Consider the following 26,009-nt stretch of genomic DNA (forward strand, 5'->3'; position numbering starts at 1 on the left):
ATACATGACCAAGTACGCAAAAATCATCGGTACCGGGAGCTACCTGCCTCCGCGGCGCGTGACCAACCATGACCTGGCCACGCAGCTTGCCGAAAAGGGCATCGAGACCAGCGACGACTGGATCGTCTCGCGCAGCGGCATTTCGGCACGCCACTGGGCCGAGCCGGATGTGACCAGCAGCGATCTTGCGGTCAAGGCTGCCGAGCAGGCCATCGAAGCCGCCGGCATCGACCGCCAGAGCATCGACCTGATCATCGTCGCCACCTCGACGCCGGACTTCGTGTTCCCCAGCACGGCCTGCATCGTGCAGGAAAAGCTGGGCATCACCAACCACTGCCCGGCGTTCGACCTGCAGGCGGTGTGCTCGGGCTTCGTGTACGCGCTGGCCACCGCCGACAAGTTCATCCGCAGCGGCTCGCACCGCAACGTGCTGGTGATCGGCACCGAGGTGTTCTCGCGCATCCTGGACTTCAACGACCGCACCACCTGCGTGCTGTTCGGCGACGGTGCCGGCGCCGTGCTGCTGTCGGCGTCCGAGGAGCCGGGGATCCTGTCCACCGCGATGCACTCGGACGGCAGGCATGTCGATATCCTGTGCGTGCCGGGCAACGTCGCCGGCGGCAACATCACCGGCAACCCGTTCCTGCACATGGACGGCCAGGCTGTGTTCAAGCTGGCCGTGAACGTGCTGGACAAGGTCGCGCGCGAAGCCATGGAGGCTGCCAGCGTGACGCCGGGCCAGATCGACTGGCTGATTCCGCACCAGGCCAATATCCGCATCATGCAGGGCACGGCAAAGAAGCTGGGCCTGCCGGCGGAGCGCATGGTCGCCACCGTGCATGAGCACGGCAACACCTCGGCCGCGTCGATCCCGCTGGCGCTGGACGTCGCGGTGCGCGACGGCCGCATCCGCGCGGGCCAGACCGTGCTGATGGAAGGCGTGGGTGGCGGCTTCACCTGGGGCGCGGTGCTGCTGCGCATGTGATTCGCGGCCGGCGCCATGGCATGCCGCGCATGCGGGGCATGCCGCGGCGCCGGCCACCCGTTTCTTGTTAGGGTTCCAATCCGATGAAATTCGCTTTCGTATTTCCCGGCCAGGGTTCGCAGTCGGTCGGCATGCTCAATGCCTTCGCCGATAACGCCGTGGTGCGCGCCACCGTGGAAGAGGCCTCGGCCGCGCTCGGCCAGGATCTCGGCCGCCTGATCGCCGAAGGCCCCGCCGAAGAGCTGAACCTGACCACCAACACGCAGCCGGTGATGCTGACCGCCGCAGTGGCGGTCTACCGTGCCTGGCTGGATGCCGGTGGTCCGGCACCGGCGCTGGTTGCCGGCCACAGCCTGGGCGAGTACTCGGCGCTGGTGGCCGCGGGCGTGATCCCGTTTGCCAACGCGGTACCGCTGGTGCGCTTCCGCGCGCAAGCCATGCAAGAAGCCGTGCCGGTGGGCGAGGGTGCCATGGCCGCGATCCTGGGCCTGTCCGATGACGACGTGCGCGCCGCTTGCGCCGAGGCATCGGCCGCCGGCGTGGTCGAGGCCGTGAACTTCAACGCGCCGTCGCAGGTGGTGATTGCCGGGCACAAGGCCGCGGTCGAGAAGGCCTGCGAAATCGCCAAGGGCAAGGGCGCCAAGCGCGCGCTGCCGCTGCCGGTGTCGGCGCCGTTCCACTCGTCGCTGCTCAAGCCCGCTTCGGACCGCCTGCGCGAGCGCATGGCCGGCCTGGCTTTCTCGGCGCCGTCGATCCCGCTGGTGAACAACGTCGACGTCGCCATCGTCAATGATCCGGATGCGATCAAGGACGCCCTGGTGCGCCAGGCCGCCGCGCCGGTGCGCTGGGTCGAGTGCGTGCAGAAGATGGCCGCCGAAGGCGTCACGCACGTGATCGAATGCGGCCCTGGCAAGGTGCTGGCCGGCATGACCAAGCGCATCGACGGCAACCTGACCGGCGGTGCGATCTTCGATCCGGCCTCGCTGCAAGACACGCTGGCACTGCTGAAGTAAGCAAGAGGACATCCGCATGACCAAACTTCTCGACAACCAGGTTGCGCTGGTCACCGGCGCCTCGCGCGGCATCGGCCGCGCCATCGCGCTGGAACTGGCCCGCCAGGGCGCCACCGTGATCGGCACCGCCACCAGCGAAGCCGGCGCGGCCGGCATCACCGATTACCTCGGCGCCGACGGCCTGAAGGGCAAGGGCGCCGTGCTCAACGTCAATGACGCGGCCGCTTGCGACGCGCTCATCGACGAGATCGTCAAGACCCACGGCGGCATCGGCGTGCTGGTCAACAATGCCGGCATCACGCAGGACCAGCTGGCGATGCGCATGAAGGACGAGGACTGGCTGGCCGTGATCCAGACCAACCTGACTTCGGTGTTCCGTCTGTCGCGCGCGGTGCTGCGCCCGATGATGAAGGCCCGCCAGGGCCGCATCATCAATATCACTTCGGTGGTGGGCTCGGTCGGCAACCCCGGCCAGATGAACTACTCTGCTGCCAAGGCGGGCGTGGCGGGCATGACCCGCTCGCTGGCCGCGGAAATCGGCAGCCGCAACGTGACCGTGAACTGTGTCGCGCCGGGCTTTATCGACACCGACATGACCAAGGCGCTGTCCGAAGAGCAGCATGCTTCGCTCAAGACGCAGATTCCGCTGGGTCGCCTTGGCCAGCCGGAGGATATCGCCAACGCGGTGGCCTTCCTGGCTGGCCCGCATGCCGCTTACATTACCGGCACTACGCTGCATGTGAACGGCGGGATGTACATGAATTAATGGGGTTTTGGCTGGCTGGTTTCGGGGGAGAAGCCCGAAGAAGCCGCCTGAAGTAGTAGTTTTCCGAACCAAACGGGCGCGATTCTTGCAAAGCTTGGCAGGCGGCATTTCTGTCGCCTCAAACCTGCTAAAATGCGCCCACTTTTTGTCGAACTTCCCTGGAGGGTTACATGGACAATATCGAACAACGCGTCAAGAAAATCGTGGCAGAACAGCTTGGCGTGGCCGAGGCAGATATCAAGAACGAATCGTCGTTCGTGAACGATCTCGGTGCGGACTCGCTGGACACGGTTGAACTCGTGATGGCGTTGGAAGATGAATTCGGCATGGAAATTCCTGATGAGGAAGCCGAAAAGATCACGACCGTGCAACAGGCTATCGACTACGCCACCGCGCACGTCAAGGCCTAAGCCCGTCGTCTCTGCATTCCGAGCCACAGAAGGCAGGTGGGCGGGCCGTTGCGGCCGCGCCTTGCTGTTTTCTGTGGCTTTCGTCTGTTTGAAGAAGCAGAATGGAATGTGCTTCGCCGCGCGGCCCGCAAGGCCGGCGGCGGGCTGATCTCCGTTCCGTTCCCGTTTCACGCACCCGTAGGAAAACATAGTGAGCCGTCGTCGCGTCGTCGTCACTGGGCTTGGCCTTGTGTCTCCGGTCGGAAACACGGTTGCCGAAGGCTGGGCCAACCTGGTTGCCGGCAAGTCCGGCATCGCCACCATCACCAAATTCGATCACTCCGCGCTTTCCGTGCACTTTGCCGGTGAAGTGAAGGGTTTCAATGCCGAGGACTACATCCCGGCCAAGGAAGCCCGCGCGATGGATACCTTCATCCATTTCGGCATTGCGGCCGGCACGCAGGCGCTGAAGGACAGCGGCCTGGAAGTGACCGAAGCCAATGCCGAGCGCATCGGCGTGCTGGTCGGCTCGGGCATCGGCGGCCTGCCGTTGATCGAAGAGACCCACGCCGTGCTGACCGAGCGCGGTCCGCGCCGGATTTCGCCGTTCTTCGTGCCTGGCTCGATCATCAACATGATCGCCGGCCACCTGTCGATCATCCACGGTATCAAGGGCCCGAACCTGGCTGCCGTGACGGCTTGCACGACCGGCCTGCACAGCATTGGCCTGGCCGCCCGCCTGATCCAGGCCGGCGATGCCGACGCCATGCTGGCGGGCGGTGCCGAGTCGACCGTGTCGCCGCTGGGCATCGGCGGTTTCGCCGCTGCGCGTGCGCTGTCGACGCGCAATGACGATCCGGCCGCCGCTTCGCGTCCGTGGGACAAGGACCGCGACGGCTTCGTGCTGGGCGAAGGCGCCGGGGTGATGATGCTGGAGGAGTACGAGTCGGCCAAGGCGCGCGGCGCGCGCATCTATGCCGAGCTGATCGGCTTTGGCATGAGCGGCGACGCCTACCACATGACCGCGCCGAACATGGACGGCCCGCGCCGTTGCATGGTCAATGCGCTCAAGGACGCCGGCATCAATACGGACCAGGTGCATTACCTGAACGCCCATGGCACGTCTACACCGCTGGGCGACAAGAACGAATCCGATGCGATCAAGGCCGCATTCGGGGACCAGGCCTACAAGATGGTGGTGAACTCGACCAAGTCGATGACCGGCCATCTGCTGGGCGGTGCCGGCGGCCTGGAATCGGTCTTCACCGTGCTGGCGCTGCACAACCAGGTGTCGCCGCCGACGATCAACCTCGACAACCAGGATCCCGAGTGCGACCTGGACTACGTGGCCAACACGGCGCGCGAGATGAAGATCGAGGTCGCGGTGAAGAACAACTTCGGTTTCGGCGGCACCAACGGCACGCTTGTTTTCCGCCGCGCCTGATCCGAGGTTGAGGCGGGCCCTTCGCGGGCTGCGCCAGGGCAGGGTCCACCCGTTGTGGTGGACCCTGTTCGTGTTTTGTGCCGGCGAAATGCTGGCGCTCGCGCTGCTGGCGCGGACGCTGGCCGCTGTAATAGCCGGCAGTCAGGCTGGTTTCCATTGGGGGCATGCCGCCATGGCGCTGGCACTCGTGCTTGCCGCAGCGGCAACGGTGCGTGCCTGGCCGGCGTGGTGGTGCAGCCTGCGCTGGCGCTGCACGGCAGTGCTGCATGCGCCCGACGGCAACGGCCCATTGCGGATCCGCCTGCAAGGGCCGGGTGATGCCCGGCACGAGGCTGTGGTCAGGCAATGCTGGCAGGCCGGCGGCGCCGCTGTCGTGCGCCTGGCGCCCGGAGCGCCCGGGATGCCCGGCGCCATCTTTCTTCCCTGGCAGGCAGGTTCGCCCGAGATGGCGCGGCGGTTGCAACGCGCCGCCAGAGTTGCACTGCGGGTGCAACCTGAGATGCCGGCAGGGGAACGATTTTGTTAGCTTGCGGTCACAGGATGCGCGTTGCTTCACCGGGCGGGCTTAGAATCGTAGGTAAAATACAACGTTTGTCGTGACGACCAAACCAAGAGATACACTGCAGGTGAGCCATACGTGAGCGAACGCGAAGCCGATCAGCTCCTAGTTGAACGCGTCCAGCAGGGCGACAAGCGGGCCTTTGAACTTCTGGTGACCAAATACCATCGGAAGATCATTCGCCTGATTTCGCGCCTGGTCAGGGACCCCGCTGAGGTGGAGGATGTGGCGCAGGATGCCTTTATCAAGGCATACCGCGCATTGCCCCAGTTCCGCGGGGAGTCGGCCTTTTATACGTGGCTGTACCGGATCGCCGTCAACACGGCCAAGAACTACCTTGCCACCCAGGGCCGCCGCCCGGAAGCGTCCAGCGATATCGATGCAGAGGAGGCTGAAACTTTTGCGGACGGTGAGCAACTAAGGGATATCAATACGCCGGAATCGATGCTCCACACACGCCAGGTCGCCGAGACGGTGAACCGCGCAATGGAGGCGCTTCCGGAAGAATTGCGGACCGCCATCACGCTGCGCGAGATCGAGGGCCTCAGCTATGAGGAGATCGCCGAAGCGATGGGATGTCCGATCGGCACGGTGCGTTCGCGGATCTTCCGGGCGCGCGAGGCGATTGCCGAGAAATTGCGTCCGCTGCTGGGAACGGCAGAGGGCAAACGGTGGTAGTAGTTGGGTAGTCAAGAAGAATGTCGTGCGGCCAGCGTTGCAGCGTATTCCTGCATCGATAAGCGACAGAAGTGACGGGATTATCGGTGTTCAATGGAATGTCTTGGGGTGGGAAATGGGTCAGGCTCATAAGCAGTCGGTTCATGTAGTGGAAGCAGCGGAGCAGATCTCCGTATTGATGGATGGCGAACTGGCGCCGCACGAAGTCGATGCCGTGCTGGGCCTCGCGAAAAGCGATGCCGGCATGTCCGACTGGGCCACTTACCAGTTGATCGGCGACACGCTGCGTTCGGAAGACCTGACGCACGCGGGTTCCACCTCTGCTTTCCTCTCTCGTTTCTCCGCGCGCCTGGAAGCCGAGCCGCATGTACTGGTGCCGGCAGTGGCGCAGGCCAGCGCCCGCCACCGCCTGCTGGTCAGGCCGTCGTGGGTGCGCCGCGTGATGCCGGGCACCGCGATCGCCGCCGCCGTGGCAGCGGTCAGCTGGGTGGTCGTGCCGCAGATGCGCGGCCCCGCCACGCTGGCCACGCCCGATGCCGTGGTGGCACGCGCCGACCAGCCGGCCAGCCCGGCCTCTGGCATCGTCACCGTGGCGGCGGAAACTCCCCAGATGATCCGCGACCCGCGCCTGGACGAATACCTGCGTGCCCATCGCACGTCGGTGGCAACGGATGCGTTCGTGCCCACCATGCGCACGGTTGCCAACGGTGCAAACTTCACTCAGGAAAATACGCAGGAATAATGCCGGACATGCATAAAGGAGGGTCGCCCGCCTATGTAGCGGGCGCGCAGAAAATCAGGGCCCTGCGTAGGTCCTTTTTTCTGGCCTTGTGTCTGAGCGCTGCCGCGGCCACCGCACAGCCTTCAGACAGTACGCTGAACCGACGCGACGCCACCGCCTGGCTCAACAAGATCCACAAAGCCGCACAGCGCGAGAACTATGTCGGCACGCTGATCTACCAGCGCGGCAGCGTCATGCACGCCTCGCGTATCCAGCATTACAGCGATCTCGTCCACAACGAGTACGAACGCCTGGAAACGCTCGACGGCAAACCGCGCGAGGTGCTGCGTCAGAATGACGTGGTGCACAGCCTGATCCCCGAAGCCAAGCTGGTGGTGGTGGAGAAGCAGGAGGCCAAGGATCGCTTCCCGGCGCTGCTCGCCACCAACAAGAACGACGTGCTGGACCTGTACGACATGCGCAAGATGCCCGCCGAGCGGGTGGCAGGCATGGAGTGCGAGGTCTTCGCGCTGGAGCCGCACGATGCCGCGCGCTATGCGGTGCGCCTGTGGGCGGAGAAAAACTCCGGCCTGCTGATGCGCGCGCAGACCATCGGCGATGGTGGCAAGGTGCTGGAGCAGGTCGCGTTCTCGCAGGTGCAGATCGGGGTGCCGTCCGAAAAGCAGCATATCCTCGGTGCGATCAAGAATTCCAGCAGCTGGAATCGCTATGAGGTGACCTACCAGCCGACCAATATCGCCGACGAGGGCTGGTCGATTGCGGTGCCGCTCAAGGGCTTCCAGAAGATCCGCGAAGTGCGCCGTCCGCTCGGCGAGCTGCGCGCACCCGCGCCGGGCAACGCGCGCGGCCAGGTCTTCGAAGTGCTGCAGGTCGTTTACAGCGACGGGCTGACCGGCCTGTCGGTCTTCATTGAACCGGTTTCCGAGCAACGCGTGCGCCGCGAGGGCGTGGCAGCGCTCGGCGCGACCCAGGTCGTGGTGCGCCGGATTGCCGATTTCTGGATTACCGTGGTGGGCGAGGTGCCGGCGAGCACCGTGCGGCAGTTTGCGACGGCCGTGGAGTACCGCCCGCCCAAGGCGGTACACTGAGCTTGACGCAGGTGCAGCCGACGCCGCCGGACTCTGTCCCGGCGCCGGCTTCATGAAACCTGCGCAGGGGTCCCCGCCACGGGATCACATCCGGACGGTTTTTCTTCTATTCGCTGAATCCCGGGAGTTGTCGATGATGTTCAGATCTCCAGCCCTGGCGCGGGCCGTGGTCATGGCTGCCATGATGCTGCTCGGCCCGACTGTTGCCGAAGTCAGCCATGCCCAGGCTGCCGCCTCCAACTACAACCTGCCCGATTTCACCGACCTGGTGGAAAAGGCCAGCCCGGCCGTGGTCAATATCCGCACCACGGAACTCGTGCGCCAGCGCGGTGCACCCGGCGGCGATGACGAGATGGCGGAATTCTTCCGGCGCTTCTTCGGCGTGCCGATGCCCGGTGCCCCGGCGCCCGGCGCCCCCCGCCGCGGCCAGCCGCCGCAGCAGGAAGAGCAGAGCCGCGGCGTGGGTTCGGGCTTCATCATCAGCCAGGACGGCTACGTGATGACCAACGCGCACGTGGTGGCCGACGCCGAAACCATTTATGTGACGCTGCCCGACAAGCGCGAATTCAAGGCCAAGCTGATCGGCTCGGACAAGCGCACCGACGTGGCGCTGCTCAAGGTCGAGGCCAGCGGCCTGCCGCGCCTGCCGCTGGGCGATTCCAACAAGGTCCGCGCCGGCGAATGGGTGCTGGCGATCGGCTCGCCGTTCGGGCTGGACAACAGCGTGACCGCCGGCATTGTCTCGGCCAAGGGCCGCGACACGGGCGACTACCTGCCGTTCATCCAGACCGACGTGGCGGTCAACCCCGGCAATTCCGGCGGCCCGCTGATCAACCTGCGCGGCGAGGTGATCGGCATCAACTCGCAGATCTACAGCCGCAGCGGCGGCTACATGGGTATCTCGTTCGCAATCCCGATCGACGAGGCGATGCGCGTGTCCGAGCAGCTCAAGAGCTCCGGGCGCGTGACGCGCGGGCGCATCGCCGTGGCGATCGGTGACGTCACCAAGGAGGTGGCCGATTCGCTGGGCCTGGGCCGTGCGCGCGGCGCGCTGGTCGGCAGCGTCGAGCCGGGCGGTCCTGCCGAGAAGGCGGGCATCGAAGCCGGCGACATCATTCTCAAGTTCAACGGCCGCGATATCGAGCGGGCCTCGGACCTGCCGCGCATGGTGGGCGAGACCAAGCCGGGCACGCGCGTGCCGCTGCAGCTGTGGCGCAAGGGCGCGGTCCGCGAGGTCACCATCACCGTCACCGAGCTGGAGCCGGACGGCAAGGCCAAGGCTCGCAGCGGCGCAACGCCCAAGGACGACAGCGCGGCACAGGCCGGCAAGCCCAATGCGCTTGGCCTGGTGGTCAACGACCTGCCCGAGGCGCGCCTGAAGGAGCTCAAGCTCAAGTCGGGCGTCGAGGTGGAAGTGGCCGACGGCCCGGCGCTGCGTGCCGGCATCCGTCCGGGCGACATCATCCTGCGCCTGGGCGATACGGATGTGACCAACGCCCGCCAGTTCAACGAGCTGGTGCGCAGCCTGGACAAGAACCGGATTGCCGCGGTGTTCGTGCGGCGCGGCGATGCCACCCAGGTGCTGACGCTGCGTCCGGGCGCCACGTCCAGCCGCTGATCCGCAATGGCCGGTATGCCTGCGCTGACACTGTACGGCCGGGCATACTGCCACCTTTGCGAAGACATGAAGGTCGCGCTGGAGCCGCTCCGGCGCGATTTTTCTTTCGCCCTGCACGAGGTGGATGTCGATGCCGATGCGGGGCTGGAAGACCGCTTTGGCGAACTGGTGCCGGTGCTGATGCCGGGCACCCCAGCAGACTTGCAGGGCGGCGCCGTGGAGCTTTGCCACTATTTCCTCGACGAAGCTGCCGTAAGGGTGTGGCTTGCCGCACATGGCAGCGCGCGCACAACCCGCTGATCCCTGTCGGTAACCGCCGCCAACCGCGCCACGCCGCCATTTGACGACCCGGAAGTCATTGAAAATCCGGTAAAATTGCGGATTGGCGCAAAAATTGCACCCCCCGAACCTGCGGTACGCCCGCGCCCGCCTTGCGGCGCGCGGCGCCGGGCCGCTCAACCGCTTGTTGCCGCGCGGGCTCTCACGCCGGCGCCCCCCTGAACACTAGATGGACCATATCCGTAATTTCTCGATCATTGCCCATATCGACCATGGGAAGTCCACCCTGGCCGACCGGATCATTCAGCTTTGTGGAGGGCTGTCGGATCGGGAGATGGAAGCGCAGGTCCTCGATTCGATGGATATCGAAAAGGAGCGCGGCATCACCATCAAGGCGCAGACCGCTGCGCTCAGCTACAAGGCGCGCGACGGCAAGGTCTACAACCTGAACCTGATCGACACCCCGGGACACGTCGACTTCAGCTATGAAGTGAGCCGCTCGCTGTCCGCCTGCGAAGGCGCGCTGCTGGTGGTCGACGCCTCACAGGGCGTTGAGGCGCAGACCGTGGCCAACTGCTACACCGCGATCGAGCTGGGCGTGGAAGTGGTGCCGGTGCTGAACAAGATCGACCTGCCGCAGGCCGACCCCGATAACGCGATCCAGGAGATCGAGGACGTGATCGGCATCGACGCGCAGGACGCCACGCCGTGCTCGGCCAAGACCGGGCAGGGCGTGCAGGACGTGATCGAGGCGCTGATCGCCAAGGTGCCGCCGCCCGAGGGCGACGCCGACGCGCCGCTGCAGGCGCTGATCATCGACTCGTGGTTCGACAACTACGTCGGCGTGGTGATGCTGGTGCGCGTGGTCAACGGCACCCTGCGTCCCAAGGACAAGGTACTGCTGATGGCCAACGGCTCACAGCACCTGGTCGAGCAGGTGGGCGTGTTTACGCCGAAGTCGATCCCCCGCGATGCGCTGACGGCGGGCCAGGTGGGCTTTGTCATCGCCGGCATCAAGGAACTGAAGGCGGCCAAGGTGGGCGATACCATCACCACCATGCAGCGCAAGGCCGAAGCGCCGCTGCCGGGCTTCAAGGAAGTCAAGCCGCAGGTGTTCGCCGGCCTGTACCCGGTTGAGGCCAACCAGTACGAGGCGCTGCGCGAGTCATTGGAAAAGCTGCGGCTCAACGATGCCTCGCTGATGTTCGAGCCGGAAGTGTCGCAGGCGCTGGGCTTCGGCTTCCGCTGCGGCTTCCTCGGCCTGCTGCACATGGAGATCGTGCAGGAGCGCCTGGAGCGCGAGTTCGACATGGACCTGATCACCACCGCGCCGACGGTGGTGTACCAGGTCGAGATGCGCGACGGCACCGTGATCACCGTGGAAAATCCGGCGAAGATGCCGGACCCGAGCAAGATCGAGGCGATCCTGGAACCGATCGTCACCGTCAACCTGTATATGCCGCAGGAATATGTCGGCTCGGTGATTACGCTGTGCACGCAGAAGCGTGGCTCGCAAATCAACATGAGCTACCACGGCAAGCAGGTGCAGCTGACCTACGAGATCCCGATGGCGGAAATCGTGATGGACTTCTTCGACCGCCTGAAGTCGGTGTCGCGCGGCTATGCGTCGATGGACTACGAGTTCAAGGAATATCGCCCGTCGGACGTGGTCAAGGTCGACATCCTGATCAACAGCGACAAGGTCGATGCGCTGTCGGTGATCGTGCACCGTTCGAACTCGCAATACCGCGGCCGCGAGGTCGCAGCCAAGATGCGCGAGATCATTCCGCGCCAGATGTACGACGTGGCGATCCAGGCCGCCATCGGCGCGAATATCATTGCGCGCGAAAACGTCAAGGCGCTGCGCAAGAACGTGCTGGCCAAGTGCTACGGCGGCGACATCACGCGCAAGAAGAAGCTGCTGGAGAAGCAGAAGGCGGGCAAGAAGCGGATGAAGCAGGTCGGTACGGTCGAGATCCCGCAGGAGGCTTTCCTGGCCATCCTGCAGGTGGATGACAAGTAAGAAGGCGCCGCGAGCAGGGCAGTGCCACGCGCGGCGGCTTGCCGCCGTGGTGAAAGAACAGGCTGTACCAGGATTTCAAAAAACCAGAAGCCGTCATGAATTTTGCACTGATCCTTTTTGTGCTGGTGGTGATTACGGGCGTCGCGTGGGTTGCGGACAAGCTCGTGTTCGAGCGACAGCGCCGCTCTTCGGCGCGGCTGGCGCTGGCCGAATTCGATTCGCGCCAGGCCGACCTGCAGGGCCGCTTCGGCGCGGCGGAAGCTGACGCCACGCGCAAGCGCCTGGCCGAGGAAAAGCTGCGCCAGCCGTGGTGGCTGGAATATTCGGCCAGTTTCTTTCCGGTGATCCTGGCGGTGTTCGTGCTGCGCTCGTTCGTGGTCGAGCCGTTCAAGATCCCGTCCGGCTCGATGATCCCGACGCTGCTGATCGGCGACTTCATCCTGGTCAACAAGTACGAGTACGGCATCCGCCTGCCGGTGGTGAACAAGAAGGTCATGGACATGGGCGAGCCGCAGCGCGGCGACGTCATGGTGTTCCGCTACCCGAAAGACCCGTCGCTCGACTACATCAAGCGCGTGATCGGCGTGCCAGGCGACGTGGTGCAGTATGCCAACAAGCGCCTGACCATCAACGGCAAGCCGGCCGAGTACGCCGCGCTGCCGGATTTCCTGGACGAGGAGCGCCTGGCATATTCCAGGCATTTCCGCGAAAAGCTGCCAGGCAGCGTCGATCATGGCATCCTGAACGACGCCGACCGCCCGGCGTTTATCGCGGGGGCGGACCCGGATTTCCCGTCCCGGGAAAACTGCACTTACAATCAGCAGGGCGTGACCTGCAAGGTACCTGCAGGTCACTATTTCGTCATGGGTGACAACCGGGACAACAGCCTGGATTCCCGTTTCTGGGGGTTCGTGCCGGATGAGAATATCGTCGGCAAGGCCTTTGTGATCTGGATGAACCTGGGCAATTTCGGACGCGTGGGAACGTTCAAATAAGAATCCCCGCGGCGCAAGAACACTCAACGCAAAACGAGGACGAGCGCATCATGGGTCAACTTGGGAAGGTGGTGGGCAGGAATCCGGTACGACGCCGGGCAGGCATGGGCGGGTTTTCCGTCTGGACGCTGCTGGTGATCGTGGTGTTCGTGATCGGGGTGGCCTTGCCGGCCCTGCGCGCGATCCCGAGCCTGGTGGAGTATTTTTCGGTCAAGCGCGCCGCCAGCTATGCCAAGCAGCGCGCCGCCAACAAGCGCGAAGTGGCCGATTTTTTTGAAAAGCAGGCAGCCATCGACCGGATTACCGCAGTCAAGGCCGAGGACCTCCTGATCCGGGAAGACGAGAACGGCACCATCCAGTCGGTCGATTTCTCGTACCGGACCGAGGTGCCCGTCTACGGACCCCTGAGCCTACTGATTACCTATTCAGGAACGCAGCACTGATATGAACCTTGACGCCTTGCAGCAACGACTCGGCTACCGATTCAGCAAGCCCGAATTGCTGCAACAGGCGCTGACGCACCGCAGCCACAGCGCCCAGCACAACGAACGCCTTGAATTCCTGGGCGATTCGGTGCTCAACTGCGCCGTGGCCGACATGCTCTATGGCATGTTCGGCAAGCTCGACGAGGGCGACCTGTCGCGCGTGCGGGCCAACCTGGTCAAGCAGCAGGCCCTGTACGAGATCGCCCAGATGTTGCAGCTGTCCGACACGCTGCGCCTGGGCGAGGGCGAACTCAAGAGCGGAGGCTTCCGCCGTCCGTCCATCCTCGCCGATGCGCTCGAAGCGATCGTCGGCGCGGTCTTCCTCGACGCCGGCTTCGACGCCGCGCGCGCGCTGATCCGCAAGCTCTATATCCCGATCCTGGAGCAGGTCGACCCGCGCACGCTGGGCAAGGACGCCAAGACCCTGCTGCAGGAATACCTGCAGGGCCACAAGATCGCCCTGCCGCAATATAACGTAATCGCCACACACGGGGCCGCGCACAGCCAGCAGTTTGAAGTCGAGTGCACGGTGCCTAAACTGGAAGTCCGGGTGTTTGGCACCGGCGCCTCGCGGCGCGCTGCCGAGCAGGCCGCCGCCAAGCTGGCGCTGGACGAAGTCCAGAAGCTGGTGCCGCAGCTGCTCAAGCGCAGCCGCGCCGAGCGCACCGGCAAGACCCGCAAGCAACCCGTGCCGCAGGACCCACAGCTGTCTCTCAGGTTGAAGGAATGACCGAATCTACCCATCCGCAGCAAGACGCGGCGGATACCCCGGCCGCGGCGTTCCGCTGCGGCACCGTGGCCATCGTCGGCCGCCCCAACGTGGGCAAGTCCACGCTGATGAACGCGCTGGTCGGCCAGAAGATCAGCATCACCTCGCGCAAGGCGCAGACCACGCGCCACCGCATCGTCGGCATCCAGACCACGGATGACGCGCAGTATGTGTTCGTCGACACGCCGGGCTTCCAGACCCGCCACGCCAGCGCGCTGAACCGTTCGCTGAACCGCGCGGTCACGTCCACGCTGTCGTCGGTGGACCTGGTCCTGTTCGTGGTCGAGGCCGGCTACTACGGCGCCGACGACGAGAAGGTGCTGTCGCTGCTGCCGAAGAACACGCCGGTGCTGCTGGTCGCCAACAAGCTGGACCGCGTCAACGGCGAGAACCGCCTGGAAGTGATGATGCCCTTCCTGGAAAAGATGGGGCAGCAGTTCCCGTTCCGCGAAGTGGTGCCGATGACGGCCAAGACCCACGACCATATCGCGCGCCTGTTCGAGATCATCCGGCCCTACCTGCCGGAAGGCGAGCCGATGTACGACGCCGACGCCATGACCGACCGCAGCGAGCGCTTCCTGGCCTCGGAGATCATCCGCGAGAAGGTGTTCCGCTGGACCGGCGACGAGCTCCCGTACACCAGCACCGTGATCATCGACAAGTTCGAGACCGAAGGCCGCCTGCGCCGCGTCTTTGCCACCATCCTGGTCGAGCGAGACGCGCACAAGGCCATGATCATCGGCAACAAGGGCGCCAAGCTCAAGCAGATCTCCACCGAGGCGCGCCTGGACATGGAAAAGCTGTTCGACGGCAAGGTCTACCTGGAAATGTGGATCAAGGTGAAGAGCGGTTGGGCCGACAACGAAGCAGGGCTGCGCGCGTACGGCTACGAGTGAGCACAACAGCGAGCGACCAGTGAGCAAGACGGCTGACATCGCGCGCGCGCCGGCGCCGGCGCCACGGTCCCGCCGCGCCGACCCCGTGGTCGACGAGGCCGCCGAACTGCTCGACAGCAGGGCGCTGCCCGGCATGGCCGACGCTGCCGCGCGCGCGATGATGGATCGTGCCATGCGCATCGTGCCGGCCCGGCCCGAGTCGCGCGTGGCCGAGCAGCCCGGCTTTGTGCTGCACGCCTGGCCGTATCGCGAGACCAGCCTGATCCTGGACCTGTTCACGCGCGACTACGGCCGCATCTCGATGGTGGCCAAGGGCGCCAAGCGCCCGCACTCCGCGTTGCGTGCGGTGTTGCAGCATTTCCACCCGGTCTCGGTGTCATGGAGCGGCCGCGGCGAGGTCAAGACCCTGACCAAGGCCGAGTGGGTCGGCGGCATGCCGCCGCTGGCCGGCGATGCGCTGCTGTCGGCGTTCTACCTGAACGAGCTGCTGATGCGCTTCTGCCCGCGCGAGGATGCGCATCCGGCCTTGTTCCGCCATTACCTGACGACGCTGACGCGGCTGGCGCACGGCGAGCAAGCCGGGCTGGTGCTGCGCAGCTTTGAACGCGTGCTGCTGCAGGAAACCGGCTTCGCGGTTGCCTTTGACCAGTGCCTGAGCACCGGCGAGCGGGTCCAGCCGGGCCTGGACTATGTCTACCAGCCAGAGCGCGGCGTGCGCCGCGCGCAGCCGAGCGACCCGTCGTCGTGGCCGGTGGTGACCGGCCAGACCCTGCTGGACATGGCGCAGGACGATTACAGCCGCGCGCAGACCGCCGCGCAAAGCCGCGCGCTGATGCGGTTCCTGCTGCATTATTATCTGCAAGGCGCGCCGCTGAAGACGCGCCAGATTCTGATCGACCTGCAGTATCTCTGACCGACTCAAGAACCATCCGACTTACTCCTGCACCTGCTCGCATGATCTTCCACGCAAATCCGGGCGTCATCGACCTTGGCGTCAATATCGACCACGTCGCCACGCTGCGCAACGCGCGCGGCACCGTGTACCCCGATCCCATCCGTGCCGCGCTGCTGGCGGAACAGGCCGGCGCCGACCTGATCACGCTGCACCTGCGCGAAGACCGCCGCCATATCCGCGATGCCGACGTGCGCGCGCTGCGCCCGCAACTGACCACGCGCATGAACCTGGAATGCGCGCTCACGCAGGAGATGCTCGACATCGCCTGCGAGATCCGTCCGCAGGACGTATGCCTGGTGCCGGAGCGCCGCGAGGAAGTGACCACCGAGGGCGGGCTCGATGTGGCCGGGCGTTTCGAGCAGGTCAAGGCGGCGTGCGCGCAGCTGGCCGGTGCCGGCATCCGCGTGTCGCTGTTCATTGATGCCGATGCCGGCCAGATCGCCGCGGCGGCCGCGTGCGGCGCGCCGGTGATCGAGCTGCATACCGGCCGCTATGCCGATGCGCATACGCCCGATGAGCAGGCGCTCGAGTTCCGCCGCATCGCCGATGGCGTCGATGCGGGCCAGAAGCACGGCCTGGTGGTCAACGCCGGCCATGGCCTGCACTACACCAATGTGCAGCCGATCGCCGCGCTGCCCGGCATCAAGGAGCTGAACATCGGCCACGCGATCGTGGCGCATGCGGTGTTCGCGGGCTGGGAGAACGCGGTGCGCGAGATGAAGGCCATCATGGTCGCCGCGCGCCTGGGCACGCGCTATCCTGCCGCGGGCGCGCCGGCGTGATCTACGGCGTCGGCACCGACATCATCCAGATCGCCCGCGTGCAGGGCGTGATGGAACGCACCAACGGCCGTTTCGCCGAGAAGGTGCTGGGCCCCGATGAGCTGGCCAAGTACCACGCGCGCAAGGCGCGCTCCGAGAAGCGCGGGCTGGCCTTCCTGTCCACGCGCTTCGCTGCCAAGGAGGCGTTCTCCAAGGCCATTGGCCTGGGCATGCGCTGGCCGATGACGTGGCGCGCCATGGAGCTGATGAACCTGCCGTCCGGCGAGCCCACGCCGATATGCCATGGCGAGCTGGCCGCATGGCTGGCGGAACGCGGGCTCTCCGTGCGGGTCAGTGTCAGTGACGAGCACGACTTTGCCGTCGCCTTCGCCATTGCCGAGCGTGCGGGCGGGGCGGCTTCCCAACCTACAGCCTTGTGAATCCAACAACTTCCATGTCCAAGAAGAACTCTGGCAAGCGGCCGGGCCCGGTGGTCCTCGACGTCGTCGGCAAGCAGCTCGACGCGGAGGACTTGCGCCGCATCGCGCATCCGCTGACCGGCGGCGTGATCCTGTTCGCGCGCAATTTCGAGTCGCGCGCGCAACTGCAGGCGCTGACGCGCGCCATCCGCGCGGTGCGAGACGACGTGCTGATCTGCATCGACCATGAGGGCGGGCGCGTGCAGCGCTGCAAGACCGACGGCTTCACCCACCTGCCGGCGATGCACTGCCTGGGCGAGCTGTGGGAGCGCGACGTGCTGGCCGCGACCAAGGCCGCCGTGGCCTGCGGCTATGTGTTGGCCGCCGAACTGCGCGCCTGCGACATCGACCTGAGCTTCACCCCGGTGCTGGACCTGGACTACGGCCGCAGCGCCGTGATCGGCGACCGCGCTTTCCACGCCGATCCGCGCGTGGTGTCGATGCTGGCCGGCCACCTGAACCATGGCCTGCTGCTGGCCGGCATGAGCAACTGCGGCAAGCACTTCCCTGGCCACGGCTATGTCGAGGCCGATTCGCACGTGGCGATCCCGGTCGACGAGCGCTCGCTGGACGAGATCCTGGAGCAGGATGCGCGCCCGTACGAGTGGCTGGGCCTGTCGCTGTCGTCGGTGATGCCGGCGCACGTGATCTACCCCAAGGTCGACCCGAACCCGGCCGGCTTCTCGCGCTACTGGCTGCAGGACGTGCTGCGCGCCCAGTTGGGCTTCGAGGGCGTGATCTTCAGCGACGACCTCAGCATGGAAGGCGCCAGCGTCGTCGGCAATGTCACCGAGGCCGCGCGCGCCGCGCTGACCGCGGGCTGTGACATGGTGCTGATCTGCAACCACCCGGAGCGCGCCGACCAGTTGCTGACCGAGCTGGACGTGGGCATCGACAAGACCTCGCAGCGCCGCATCCGCAAGCTGTTCGCGCGCAGGAAGCCGCTGGACTGGAACAAGCTGCACCAGGAGGGCGAGTACCGCGCCGCGCTGTGCACGCTGAAAGAGCACGACCTGATCGCCTGAACGGGGCCGCGTGCACAAACAAAAATGGCAGCCGAGGCTGCCATTTTTGTTGACCGGCCCCGCGCTGAGGCGGGGTGAGGCAAGCGCCTTAGTTGGCGCGGCTGCGGTATTCGCCGGTGCGGGTGTCGATTTCGATCTTGTCGCCGATGTTGCAGAACAGCGGCACTTGCAACTCGAAGCCGGTGTTGATCTTGGCGCCCTTGAGCACCTTGCCCGACGAGGTGTCGCCCTTGACTGCCGGCTCGGTGTAGACGATCTCACGGACCAGCGTGGTCGGCATTTCAACCGAGATGGCCTTGTCGTTGTAGAACACCACTTCAACGTTCATGCCGTCTTCGAGGTAGTTCAGCGAGTCGCCCATGCTGTCCTTCTCGACTTCATACTGGTTGTAGTCGGCGTCCATGAACACGTACATCGGGTCAGCGAAGTACGAGTAGGTGCATTCGCGGCGCTCCAGCACCACGACTTCGAACTTGTCGTCGGCCTTGAACACCGACTCGCCCGGTGCGTCCGTCAGCAGGTTCTTGTACTTCATCTTGACCACAGCGGCGTTGCGGCCCGACTTGTTGTATTCGGCCTTCTGCACGACCATCGGATCGCCGCCGATCATGAACACGTTACCGACGCGGAGTTCCTGTGCGATTTTCATCTGAACTGTTTTCCTGAAATAGAAAGTAGGAATTTGGAATGGCGAAGGCGCGCTGCCGGCATCACCTGCGGTGAGCCTGTGAGCCCCAACGAGAGGCGTTCACGCGCTCGCGACCCCGTGCTCAGCTTGCATTCAGGTCTTCGCCCAGTGTCGGTCTGACGCCTGGGAAAGGCCCTGGTTCTCCGGCCCAGGTCGCCATTTGAATCAACCGATCATTTTACCCGATTTTCGCAAAACGCCACCAGGTTGGCGGCAAGATCGCCAGGATGCTGCAAACGCCGCTCCCAGCGCGCTGCGATCGCGGCAAGTGCCGGCAGGTGCGCACGCAGACGCGGCCAGTCCGCGGCATTGCCGTAGCCGTTCCAGGCGTGCCAGAAGTCCGTCAGCGCGGCCGCTGCTTCCGGCGCCACGCCGCCCTGGCCGAACAGGTCGAGCCAGGCGTCCAGCTTGACCCGGTGCGCGGCATCGTCCTGCGGGTAGATATGCCACACCAGCGGCCGCGCCGCCCATTGCGCGCGCACGAAGGAATCCTCGCCGCGCACGAAGTTCAGGTCGCAGGCCCACAGCAGTTCGTCAAAGTGCTCCTGGCGTACGAAAGGGATCAGCTGCACGCACAGGCTGCCGCGTTCCACCGGGTCGCCAATCCGCAGCGGGGCAGCCAGCCATTCGGCGACCTGGTCCGCGGCCAGGCCTGCGGGCACCAGGCAATGGACCGCCTCGGCGGCATCGCGCCACTGCTCCAGCAGCGCGGGCAGGGCCGGGTTGCGGTAGGCAAACAGGCTCACGCGCAGCGCATCGGGCCGGGGCGTCACGCTCAGCCGGTGCCACAAGGCCGCCTGGGCAGCCGTGCCGCCGAGGAAGGCGGCGCGCTGCGCGCCCAGCATCGATTCCCGCAGCAGGCCGCCGGTGCCGGGCTCGAAGCCGGGGAAGAAGAAATGCTTCACCAGCGGCAGCCGGGGATGGGGCGAGGGCATCGCATGGTGCTCCCGTACCCAGGGCTCGGCGCTCAGGTATTCCAGGTTGATCCAGGCGGGTTTGGGGTCACGCGCGGCCATGCGGGCCAGGAAGGCTTGCGGCACATCACAGGCGAAGGCTTCGATGACGGCATCGTGTGGCTCGACCCCGGCGGTGTCATCCACGCTGTCGCCACCCGGCCGCCACGGACGGATCTCCACGCCCGCCAGGCGCTGCACCGTGGCGCCGGTATCGAGTTCCGGCGCCAGCCGCGCGAAGCTGGCCAGGTCATCGACCCACAGCCGCACCGCGTGCCCGTGTTCCTGTGCGAGCTGGCGTGCCAGCCGCCAGCAGACGCCGATGTCGCCGAAATTGTCGATCACGGTGCAGAAGATGTCCCAGGAGCGGATAGGCATGGCGGGTGAGGGGCGGGCGGGGCGCGCGCTGAATTGCTCTAAACTTGCGATTTTAGAGGCCATGCCGTTTTGATGCGCGCAGGCCGTGTAGCGGTCACCGTCCCCAATGTCCGACCAGCAACCCGATTCCCCAAATCCCGCCGACGAAGTTCCGGCCGAAGCGGCGGCCGCCCGGCCAGCCGAGGTGACTGCCGAGGCGGCTGCTGAAGCGCCGCCGGAGCCGTTCGACCCGCGCCCGGTCATTTCCCGCCTGCCCGGCCTGCCGGGCGTGTACCGCTATTTCGACGCGGCAGGCAATGTGCTGTACGTGGGCAAGGCGCGCGACCTGAAGAAGCGGGTGTCGAGCTACTTCAACAAGACCCAGTTGTCGCCGCGTATTGCGATGATGGTGGCGCGCATTGCCCGCATCGATACCACGGTGGTGCGCACCGAGGCCGAGGCGCTGCTGCTCGAGAACAACCTGATCAAGGCGCTGGCGCCGCGCTATAACATCCTGTTCCGCGACGACAAATCGTACCCGTTCCTGAAGCTGACCGGGCACCGCTTCCCGCGCATGGCGTACTACCGCGGCGCCACCGACCGCAAGCATCAGTACTTCGGGCCGTTCCCGAGCGCCTATGCGGTGCGCGAGAGCATGCAGATCCTGCAGAAGGTGTTCCAGCTGCGCACCTGCGAGGACACCGTCTTCAACAACCGCACGCGGCCGTGCTTGCTGCACCAGATCCATCGCTGCACCGGTCCGTGCGTCAACGCCATCAGCGAAGAGGACTACGCGCGCGACGTCGCCAATGCGGCGCGCTTCCTGCAAGGCCGCCAGACCGAGGTGCTGGAAGGCCTGCAGGGCAAGATGGAACAGCACGCCGAGCGGCTGGAGTTCGAGCAGGCCGCGGCCGTGCGCGACCAGATCGCGGCGCTGTCGACCGTGCTCAAGCGCCAGGCGGTGGAAGAGGTAGGCGGGCAGGCGCGCGACATCGACGTGCTGGCCGTCGCCGTGGAGGGCGGGCGTGCCTGCGTCAACCTGGCCATGGTGCGCGGCAGCCGCCATCTGGGCGACAAGGCCTACTTCCCGGCCCATGCCGACGAAGCGGCGATGATCGTCGAGGATGCCGATGAGCGCGAGGATGACAGCGCCGCCGCCGCGCCGCCACTGACCGTCGACCGCATCGCCACCCGGGTGCTGTCGGCCTTCATGGTGCAGCACTACCTGGAGCAGCCGGCGCCGCCCATCATCGTCGTCAGCCATGCGCCGGACGATGCCACGGTGCTCGAGGCGCTGACGCTGCACGCCGGGCGCAAGGTCACGCTGGTGCGCCAGCCGCAGGGCCAGCGCAAGGTCTGGCTGGAGATGGCGCAGCAGGGCGCCGCGCTGGCGCTGTCGCGCCGGCTGGCCGAGCAGGGCAGCCAGGAGGCGCGTACGCGCGCGCTGGCCGAAACCATCGGGCTGGACCTGGAAGACCTGGCGCTGCTGCGCGTGGAATGCTTTGACATCAGCCATACCGCCGGCGAGGCCACCCAGGCATCGTGCGTGGTGTACCACCACCACGACATGCAGAACAGCGAATACCGCCGCTACAACATCCAGGACATCATTCCCGGCGATGACTACGCGGCCATGCGCCAGGTGCTGACGCGGCGCTACCAGAAGCTGGTCGAGCAGATCCAGGAAGACGGCGGCATGGAGGCCGGCAGCGAAGCCGCGGCGCAGGTGCCGCAGATCGTGCTGATCGACGGCGGCAAGGGACAGGTCGAGGTGGCACGGCAGGTGTTCGAAGAACTCGGGCTGGATATCGGCCTGCTGGTCGGCGTGGCCAAGGGCGAGGGCCGCAAGGTCGGCCTGGAGACGCTGGTGTTCGCCGATGGCCGTCCGTCGCTGGAACTGGGGCAGGGCAGCGCCGCGCTGATGCTGGTGGCGCAGATCCGCGACGAGGCGCACCGCTTTGCCATCACCGGCATGCGCGCGCGCCGCGCCAAGACGCGCACCACCTCGAGGCTGGAAGAGATCGAGGGCATCGGCGCGCGCCGGCGCCAGAAGCTGCTGACCCGCTTCGGTGGGCTGCGCGGCGTGATGGCCGCCAGCATCGACGAACTGGCCAGCGTCGAGGGCATTTCACGCGGCCTGGCCGAAGAGATCTACCGGCAGTTGCACTGAGCGCGCGGGGCCGCGGGGTGGGAAATTGACCAGTGATGGTCGATTGGTCCGGAAATCGGCGACAATCGCAAGATTGGTTACCGTCCCCCGCCGCCCGAGTTCCATGCCCTTCAATTTCCCGATCCTGCTGACCTGGCTTCGCGTCGCCATGATTCCCCTGGTGGTTGGCGTGTTCTACCTGCCCGACGCGTGGTTGCCGATGCACGCCAAGAACCTGACGGCGGCGTCGTTCTTCATCATTGCCGCGGTCACGGACTGGCTGGACGGGTTCCTTGCGCGGCGCTGGAACCAGACCTCGTCGTTCGGGGCCTTCCTGGATCCGGTCGCCGACAAGCTGATGGTGACGGCGGCGCTGCTTTCGCTGCTGGCACTGGGCCGGGTCACGGACCTGATCGCGCTGGTGATCATCGGGCGCGAGATCACCATTTCGGCTCTGCGTGAATGGATGGCGCAGATCGGCGCTTCCAAGAGCGTCGCGGTGAACTTCCTCGGCAAGCTCAAGACCACGGTGCAGATGGTGGCGATCCCGCTGCTGCTGTACAGCGACCGCCTGTTCGGCTTCGATGCCCACCTGCTCGGCACGTGGATGATCTACGTGGCGGCGGTGCTGACGCTGTGGTCGATGTTCTATTACATGAAGCTGGCCTGGCCGCAAATCCGCGAGCGCAGCGGGATGGTGGCGCGCGCCGGCGCGCAGAAATGAAAAGAATTTTTGAAAAGGTGTTGACGGCGAGAGCAGTTCTTTGCATAATCTCATTCTCGTTGCTGACGACACAAACGAAAGCAGCGAGATAAGGTGGGTTTGGCGCAAGATGTTGTGAGATAGCAGCGTGTTGCGGCATAAAACACCTTATTGGAATTCGGTAGTGCCCCTGCGGGAGTAGCTCAGTTGGTAGAGCGCAACCTTGCCAAGGTTGAGGTCGCGAGTTCGAGACTCGTCTCCCGCTCCAGGTTAAAGAAGGTCCGGCAGCGTGCTTGCGCGGTGCGGGGCTGGCAGTAAAAAGTTGTATGCGGGAGTAGCTCAGTTGGTAGAGCGCAACCTTGCCAAGGTTGAGGTCGCGAGTTCGAGACTCGTCTCCCGCTCCAATCCCCAAAGGGAAGCACCGCTTCCCTTTTTGTTTGGGTTGAATCGCCGCAAGACATTGCCGGAAGCTGCGCTCCGGCAGCATCGGCTGAATGCGGATACAATCCAGCAGCACGTCACCTGGCGGGGTGGCAGAGTGGTTATGCAGCGGCCTGCAAAGCCGTGTACGCCGGTTCGATTCCGACCTCCGCCTCCAGTTGCATGCAGAACGGCGCCTCGCGGCGCCGTTTTTGTTTTCCGGGCCAGTTCCCTGCCTGGCCTTCAGTCAAGCAGGCGCCGGATCGTCCGCCATCTCCGCGCCTCGGGCACGTGGCGGGCATGTTACATTACTCCTGTCGTACGCTTTTCGGGGGGCTCCGCGTGATGGATAGCGGGGCAGCATGTCAATCGCCATCCCCGATCCGTGACGCGCCGCCGGCGTGTCCGGGGCCGCTGCGGCACTTCCCGTTCTTCCCCGTTCCGATGCTGCTGCCAATTGTTGCGGCGATTTCCCCGCGCTGACCGCTGGTGCGCGCCGGATGCGCTGTCGCGGTTGCCAGGGCCGGGAGCGGGTTAGCCGTTCAGCCCCTGACACGAGGAATCCCGCGCGCATGCATCACGCCACCCCGCTTATCAGTACCATCGTCGGCGGTATCGTCCTGGCCTTTATCCTTGGCGCCATCGCCAGCCGGCTGCGCCTGCCGCCGTTGATCGGCTACCTGTGCGCGGGCATCGTGGTCGGTCCGCACACGCCCGGCTATACCGCCGACCAGGCCCTGGCGCCGGAGCTGGCCGAGCTTGGCGTGATCCTGCTGATGTTCGGGGTGGGGCTGCACTTTTCGATCAAGGACCTGATGGCGGTCAAGCGCATCGCCATTCCGGGGGCGGTGGTGCAGATCGGCATCGCCACGCTGATGGGCATGCTGGTGGCCTGGGGCTTCGGCTGGTCATGGGGGCAGGGGCTGGTGTACGGACTGGCGCTGTCGGTGGCGAGCACCGTGGTGCTGCTAAAGGCCTTGCAGGAGCGTGACCTGGTGGAGTCGCCGCAGGGCCGCATCGCGGTCGGCTGGCTGATCGTGGAAGACCTGGCGATGGTGCTGGCCCTGGTGCTGCTGCCGGCCATGGCAGGTCTGCTGGCGGCTTCCGGCGTAACCTCGGGCGAAACATCGGGCGAGGCCGCGCCGGCTACCGGTGACGTGGTGCTCGCGATCTTCGCGACGCTGGGCAAGGTGGCCGCTTTCGTCGCGGTGATGCTGGTGATCGGCCGGCGCTTTATCCCGTGGATGCTGGAGCGCATCGTCTGGACCGGCAACCGCGAGATGTTCCGCCTGGGCGTGCTGGCGACGGCGCTGGGTGTGGCCTACGGCGCCTATGCGCTCTTTGGCGTGTCGTTCGCGCTGGGCGCGTTCTTTGCCGGCATGGTGCTGGCGGAGTCCGAGTTCAGTCATCGTGCGGCCGAAGAGTCGCTGCCGCTGCGCGATGCCTTCGCCGTGCTTTTCTTCGTATCCGTGGGCATGCTGTTCGACCCGATGGTGCTGGTCAACGATCCGTGGGGCGTGCTGGCGACGGTGTTTATCATCGTGGTGGGCAAGTCGCTGGCGGCGCTGGGCATCGTGCGTGCCTTCGGGCATTCCGGGCAGACCGGCATGACCATTGCCGTGAGCCTGGCGCAGATCGGCGAGTTCTCGTTCATTCTCGCCAGCCTCGGCGTCTACCTGAAGATCCTGCCCGAGCGCGGCCAGGCGCTGATCCTGGCCGGGGCGCTGCTGTCGATCATGCTCAATCCGGTGCTGTTCCACCTGCTCGACCTGTACACGGCGCGGCGCAATCGCAGCGCGGATCCGCAGCCGGCATGACCGGAGCCTGGGTGCGGCTCAGCCGCCGATCCGCGGCGCCATGGTGCGCAGGTATTCGGTAAAGGCCAGCAGCCCCTGGGTCGGGAACTTGTCCTGGTGCACCACCAGCTGCAGCGGCCGCACGATGCGTGGCAGGCCGTCGCGGATCGCCACCAGCGTGCCGCGCTCCAGTTCATCGCGCACCACATGCAGCGACAGGCAGCTGACGCCGAAGCCGCTCATCACTGCGCGCTTGATGGCTTCGGCGTTGCCCAGCTCCAGCGCGAAGCGCAGCTCGCCCAGCAGCGGCACCAGCCGTTCCTCGATGACCTCGCGCGTGCCCGAGCCCGGCTCGCGCACGATCCACTCGGCATCGCGCAGCGCCACCAGGTCGTGCGGCACGGCCGCAAGCGGATGCGAGGGGCCGACTACCACCACCATCTCGTCATCGCACCAGGGCACGCTGCGCAGGTCGCGCTCATGGCTGGCGCCTTCGACCAGGCCGATATCGGCGTCGAACTGCAGCAACGATTGCAGCACCTCGCGGGTATTGCCGATGCGCAGGTCCAGCGTGCACGGGCCGCTGCGCGAATGGCGGAAGCCCGCCAGCAGCGGCGGCAGGATGTAGCTGCCTATGGTATTGCTGGCCGCGATGCGCAGCTGCACGCCGGTCTGGGTGGCAAAGCGCTCCAGTTCCTGGGCCTGGTCCAGCAGCGACAGCGCGCGCGGGAAAAACTGGCGGCCGGTCTCGTTGATGCTGAGCCGACGGGCCACGCGGTCGAACAGCGGGCTGTCGAGCGCGCGCTCAAGCTCGGCCAGCGAGGCGCTGACGGCCGACTGCGACATCGCAAGTGCCTGCGCCGCCGCCATGGTGCTGCCATGCTGGGCCACGGCAACGAAGACGGACAGCTGGCGCAGCGTCAGGCGCAGGGGACGATGTTCGGGCCGGGGATCGGGGCGGTGGTCCATATCGATATAATCAATAACGCATAAC

Annotated in this window: 26 protein-coding genes and 3 tRNA genes; 26 read left to right on the forward strand and 3 right to left on the reverse strand. The window is 65.8% G+C overall.

Features of this window, described 5'->3' with window-relative positions:
* Positions 1-4: 4 nt before the first annotated feature.
* The 20 genes from C265_RS17830 to nagZ all read left to right on the forward strand — a co-directional run bounded on the left by C265_RS17830 (position 5) and on the right by nagZ (position 17,949).
* Positions 5-985, forward strand: coding sequence for a beta-ketoacyl-ACP synthase III (locus C265_RS17830; protein WP_010814677.1), 981 nt, complete (start codon positions 5-7; stop codon positions 983-985).
* An 83-nt stretch (positions 986-1,068) separates the two neighbouring features.
* A complete protein-coding gene (gene fabD, locus C265_RS17835; protein ID WP_010814678.1) occupies positions 1,069-1,998 on the forward strand; it encodes an ACP S-malonyltransferase in 930 nt (309 codons plus the stop codon).
* Between the two features lie 16 nt (positions 1,999-2,014).
* Positions 2,015-2,764, forward strand: a complete 750-nt coding sequence (fabG, locus tag C265_RS17840; RefSeq protein WP_010814679.1) for a 3-oxoacyl-ACP reductase FabG — start codon at positions 2,015-2,017, stop codon at positions 2,762-2,764.
* A gap of 170 nt (positions 2,765-2,934) precedes the next feature.
* Positions 2,935-3,174 (forward strand): acyl carrier protein, encoded by a 240-nt coding sequence (gene acpP, locus C265_RS17845; RefSeq protein WP_008644813.1) that lies wholly within the window; start codon positions 2,935-2,937, stop codon positions 3,172-3,174.
* A gap of 190 nt (positions 3,175-3,364) precedes the next feature.
* Positions 3,365-4,597 (forward strand): beta-ketoacyl-ACP synthase II, encoded by a 1,233-nt coding sequence (gene fabF / locus C265_RS17850; protein ID WP_010814680.1) that lies wholly within the window; start codon positions 3,365-3,367, stop codon positions 4,595-4,597.
* Between the two features lie 52 nt (positions 4,598-4,649).
* On the forward strand, positions 4,650-5,123 hold the full coding sequence (locus tag C265_RS31640; protein WP_231881359.1) for a hypothetical protein: 474 nt from the start codon (positions 4,650-4,652) through the stop codon (positions 5,121-5,123).
* 111 nt (positions 5,124-5,234) lie between these two features.
* Positions 5,235-5,834: an RNA polymerase sigma factor RpoE gene (gene rpoE / locus C265_RS17855; protein WP_010814682.1), complete on the forward strand. Its 600-nt coding sequence runs from the start codon at positions 5,235-5,237 to the stop codon at positions 5,832-5,834.
* Between the two features lie 115 nt (positions 5,835-5,949).
* Positions 5,950-6,576, forward strand: coding sequence for a sigma-E factor negative regulatory protein (locus C265_RS17860; RefSeq protein WP_010814683.1), 627 nt, complete (start codon positions 5,950-5,952; stop codon positions 6,574-6,576).
* Between the two features lie 8 nt (positions 6,577-6,584).
* Positions 6,585-7,664 carry a MucB/RseB C-terminal domain-containing protein gene (locus C265_RS17865; protein WP_011615723.1) on the forward strand — a complete coding sequence of 360 codons (1,080 nt, stop codon included), beginning with the start codon at positions 6,585-6,587 and terminating at the stop codon, positions 7,662-7,664.
* 133 nt (positions 7,665-7,797) lie between these two features.
* Positions 7,798-9,282, forward strand: a complete 1,485-nt coding sequence (locus C265_RS17870; RefSeq protein ID WP_010814685.1) for a DegQ family serine endoprotease — start codon at positions 7,798-7,800, stop codon at positions 9,280-9,282.
* A gap of 15 nt (positions 9,283-9,297) precedes the next feature.
* Complete coding sequence (locus tag C265_RS17875) at positions 9,298-9,582, forward strand: glutaredoxin family protein (RefSeq protein ID WP_010814686.1); 285 nt, start codon at positions 9,298-9,300, stop codon at positions 9,580-9,582.
* Between the two features lie 208 nt (positions 9,583-9,790).
* Positions 9,791-11,584, forward strand: coding sequence for a translation elongation factor 4 (lepA, locus tag C265_RS17880; protein WP_010814687.1), 1,794 nt, complete (start codon positions 9,791-9,793; stop codon positions 11,582-11,584).
* Between the two features lie 95 nt (positions 11,585-11,679).
* On the forward strand, positions 11,680-12,579 hold the full coding sequence (gene lepB, locus C265_RS17885) for a signal peptidase I (RefSeq protein WP_010814688.1): 900 nt from the start codon (positions 11,680-11,682) through the stop codon (positions 12,577-12,579).
* A gap of 50 nt (positions 12,580-12,629) precedes the next feature.
* The gene (locus C265_RS17890) at positions 12,630-13,022 is read left to right on the forward strand and encodes a DUF4845 domain-containing protein (protein WP_037024639.1); all 393 of its coding nucleotides are present in this window, start codon (positions 12,630-12,632) and stop codon (positions 13,020-13,022) included.
* A 1-nt stretch (position 13,023) separates the two neighbouring features.
* Positions 13,024-13,794: a ribonuclease III gene (gene rnc / locus C265_RS17895; protein ID WP_010814690.1), complete on the forward strand. Its 771-nt coding sequence runs from the start codon at positions 13,024-13,026 to the stop codon at positions 13,792-13,794.
* Complete coding sequence (era, locus tag C265_RS17900; RefSeq protein WP_010814691.1) at positions 13,791-14,729, forward strand: GTPase Era; 939 nt, start codon at positions 13,791-13,793, stop codon at positions 14,727-14,729. Before rnc ends, era begins: the two co-directional genes overlap by 4 nt.
* A gap of 19 nt (positions 14,730-14,748) precedes the next feature.
* Positions 14,749-15,642, forward strand: coding sequence for a DNA repair protein RecO (gene recO / locus C265_RS17905; RefSeq protein ID WP_010814692.1), 894 nt, complete (start codon positions 14,749-14,751; stop codon positions 15,640-15,642).
* 41 nt (positions 15,643-15,683) lie between these two features.
* A complete protein-coding gene (gene pdxJ / locus C265_RS17910) occupies positions 15,684-16,466 on the forward strand; it encodes a pyridoxine 5'-phosphate synthase (RefSeq protein ID WP_010814693.1) in 783 nt (260 codons plus the stop codon).
* A complete protein-coding gene (gene acpS / locus C265_RS17915) occupies positions 16,463-16,885 on the forward strand; it encodes a holo-ACP synthase (RefSeq protein ID WP_010814694.1) in 423 nt (140 codons plus the stop codon). The genes pdxJ and acpS overlap by 4 nt, the downstream gene beginning before the upstream one ends.
* Positions 16,886-16,899: 14 nt before the next feature.
* Positions 16,900-17,949, forward strand: coding sequence for a beta-N-acetylhexosaminidase (nagZ, locus tag C265_RS17920; protein ID WP_010814695.1), 1,050 nt, complete (start codon positions 16,900-16,902; stop codon positions 17,947-17,949).
* 88 nt (positions 17,950-18,037) lie between these two features.
* Here nagZ and efp read toward each other — a convergent pair whose 3' ends face one another.
* Complete coding sequence (gene efp / locus C265_RS17925) at positions 18,038-18,598, reverse strand: elongation factor P (RefSeq protein WP_010814696.1); 561 nt, start codon at positions 18,596-18,598, stop codon at positions 18,038-18,040.
* 212 nt (positions 18,599-18,810) lie between these two features.
* Positions 18,811-19,968, reverse strand: a complete 1,158-nt coding sequence (earP, locus tag C265_RS17930) for an elongation factor P maturation arginine rhamnosyltransferase EarP (protein ID WP_010814697.1) — start codon at positions 19,966-19,968, stop codon at positions 18,811-18,813.
* Positions 19,969-20,074: 106 nt separating this feature from the next.
* On the opposite strand from earP, the gene uvrC reads away from it, so the two are divergent.
* The 6 genes from uvrC to C265_RS17960 all read left to right on the forward strand — a co-directional run bounded on the left by uvrC (position 20,075) and on the right by C265_RS17960 (position 25,036).
* Complete coding sequence (gene uvrC / locus C265_RS17935; protein WP_010814698.1) at positions 20,075-22,117, forward strand: excinuclease ABC subunit UvrC; 2,043 nt, start codon at positions 20,075-20,077, stop codon at positions 22,115-22,117.
* Positions 22,118-22,220: 103 nt separating this feature from the next.
* A complete protein-coding gene (pgsA, locus tag C265_RS17940) occupies positions 22,221-22,820 on the forward strand; it encodes a CDP-diacylglycerol--glycerol-3-phosphate 3-phosphatidyltransferase (protein WP_010814699.1) in 600 nt (199 codons plus the stop codon).
* A gap of 171 nt (positions 22,821-22,991) precedes the next feature.
* Positions 22,992-23,067: transfer RNA gene (locus tag C265_RS17945), tRNA-Gly, on the forward strand.
* 60 nt (positions 23,068-23,127) lie between these two features.
* Positions 23,128-23,203 (forward strand) — tRNA-Gly (locus tag C265_RS17950).
* 120 nt (positions 23,204-23,323) lie between these two features.
* A tRNA-Cys gene (locus C265_RS17955) sits at positions 23,324-23,397 on the forward strand.
* Positions 23,398-23,791: 394 nt separating this feature from the next.
* Positions 23,792-25,036, forward strand: coding sequence for a cation:proton antiporter (locus C265_RS17960; RefSeq protein WP_010814700.1), 1,245 nt, complete (start codon positions 23,792-23,794; stop codon positions 25,034-25,036).
* 18 nt (positions 25,037-25,054) lie between these two features.
* On the opposite strand, the gene C265_RS17965 is transcribed toward C265_RS17960, so the two are convergent.
* Positions 25,055-25,984 (reverse strand): LysR family transcriptional regulator, encoded by a 930-nt coding sequence (locus C265_RS17965; protein ID WP_010814701.1) that lies wholly within the window; start codon positions 25,982-25,984, stop codon positions 25,055-25,057.
* Positions 25,985-26,009: the final 25 nt, after the last annotated feature.

It is taken from the genome of Cupriavidus sp. GA3-3, from assembly GCF_000389805.1.
GTDB classification, from domain to species: domain Bacteria; phylum Pseudomonadota; class Gammaproteobacteria; order Burkholderiales; family Burkholderiaceae; genus Cupriavidus; species Cupriavidus necator_D.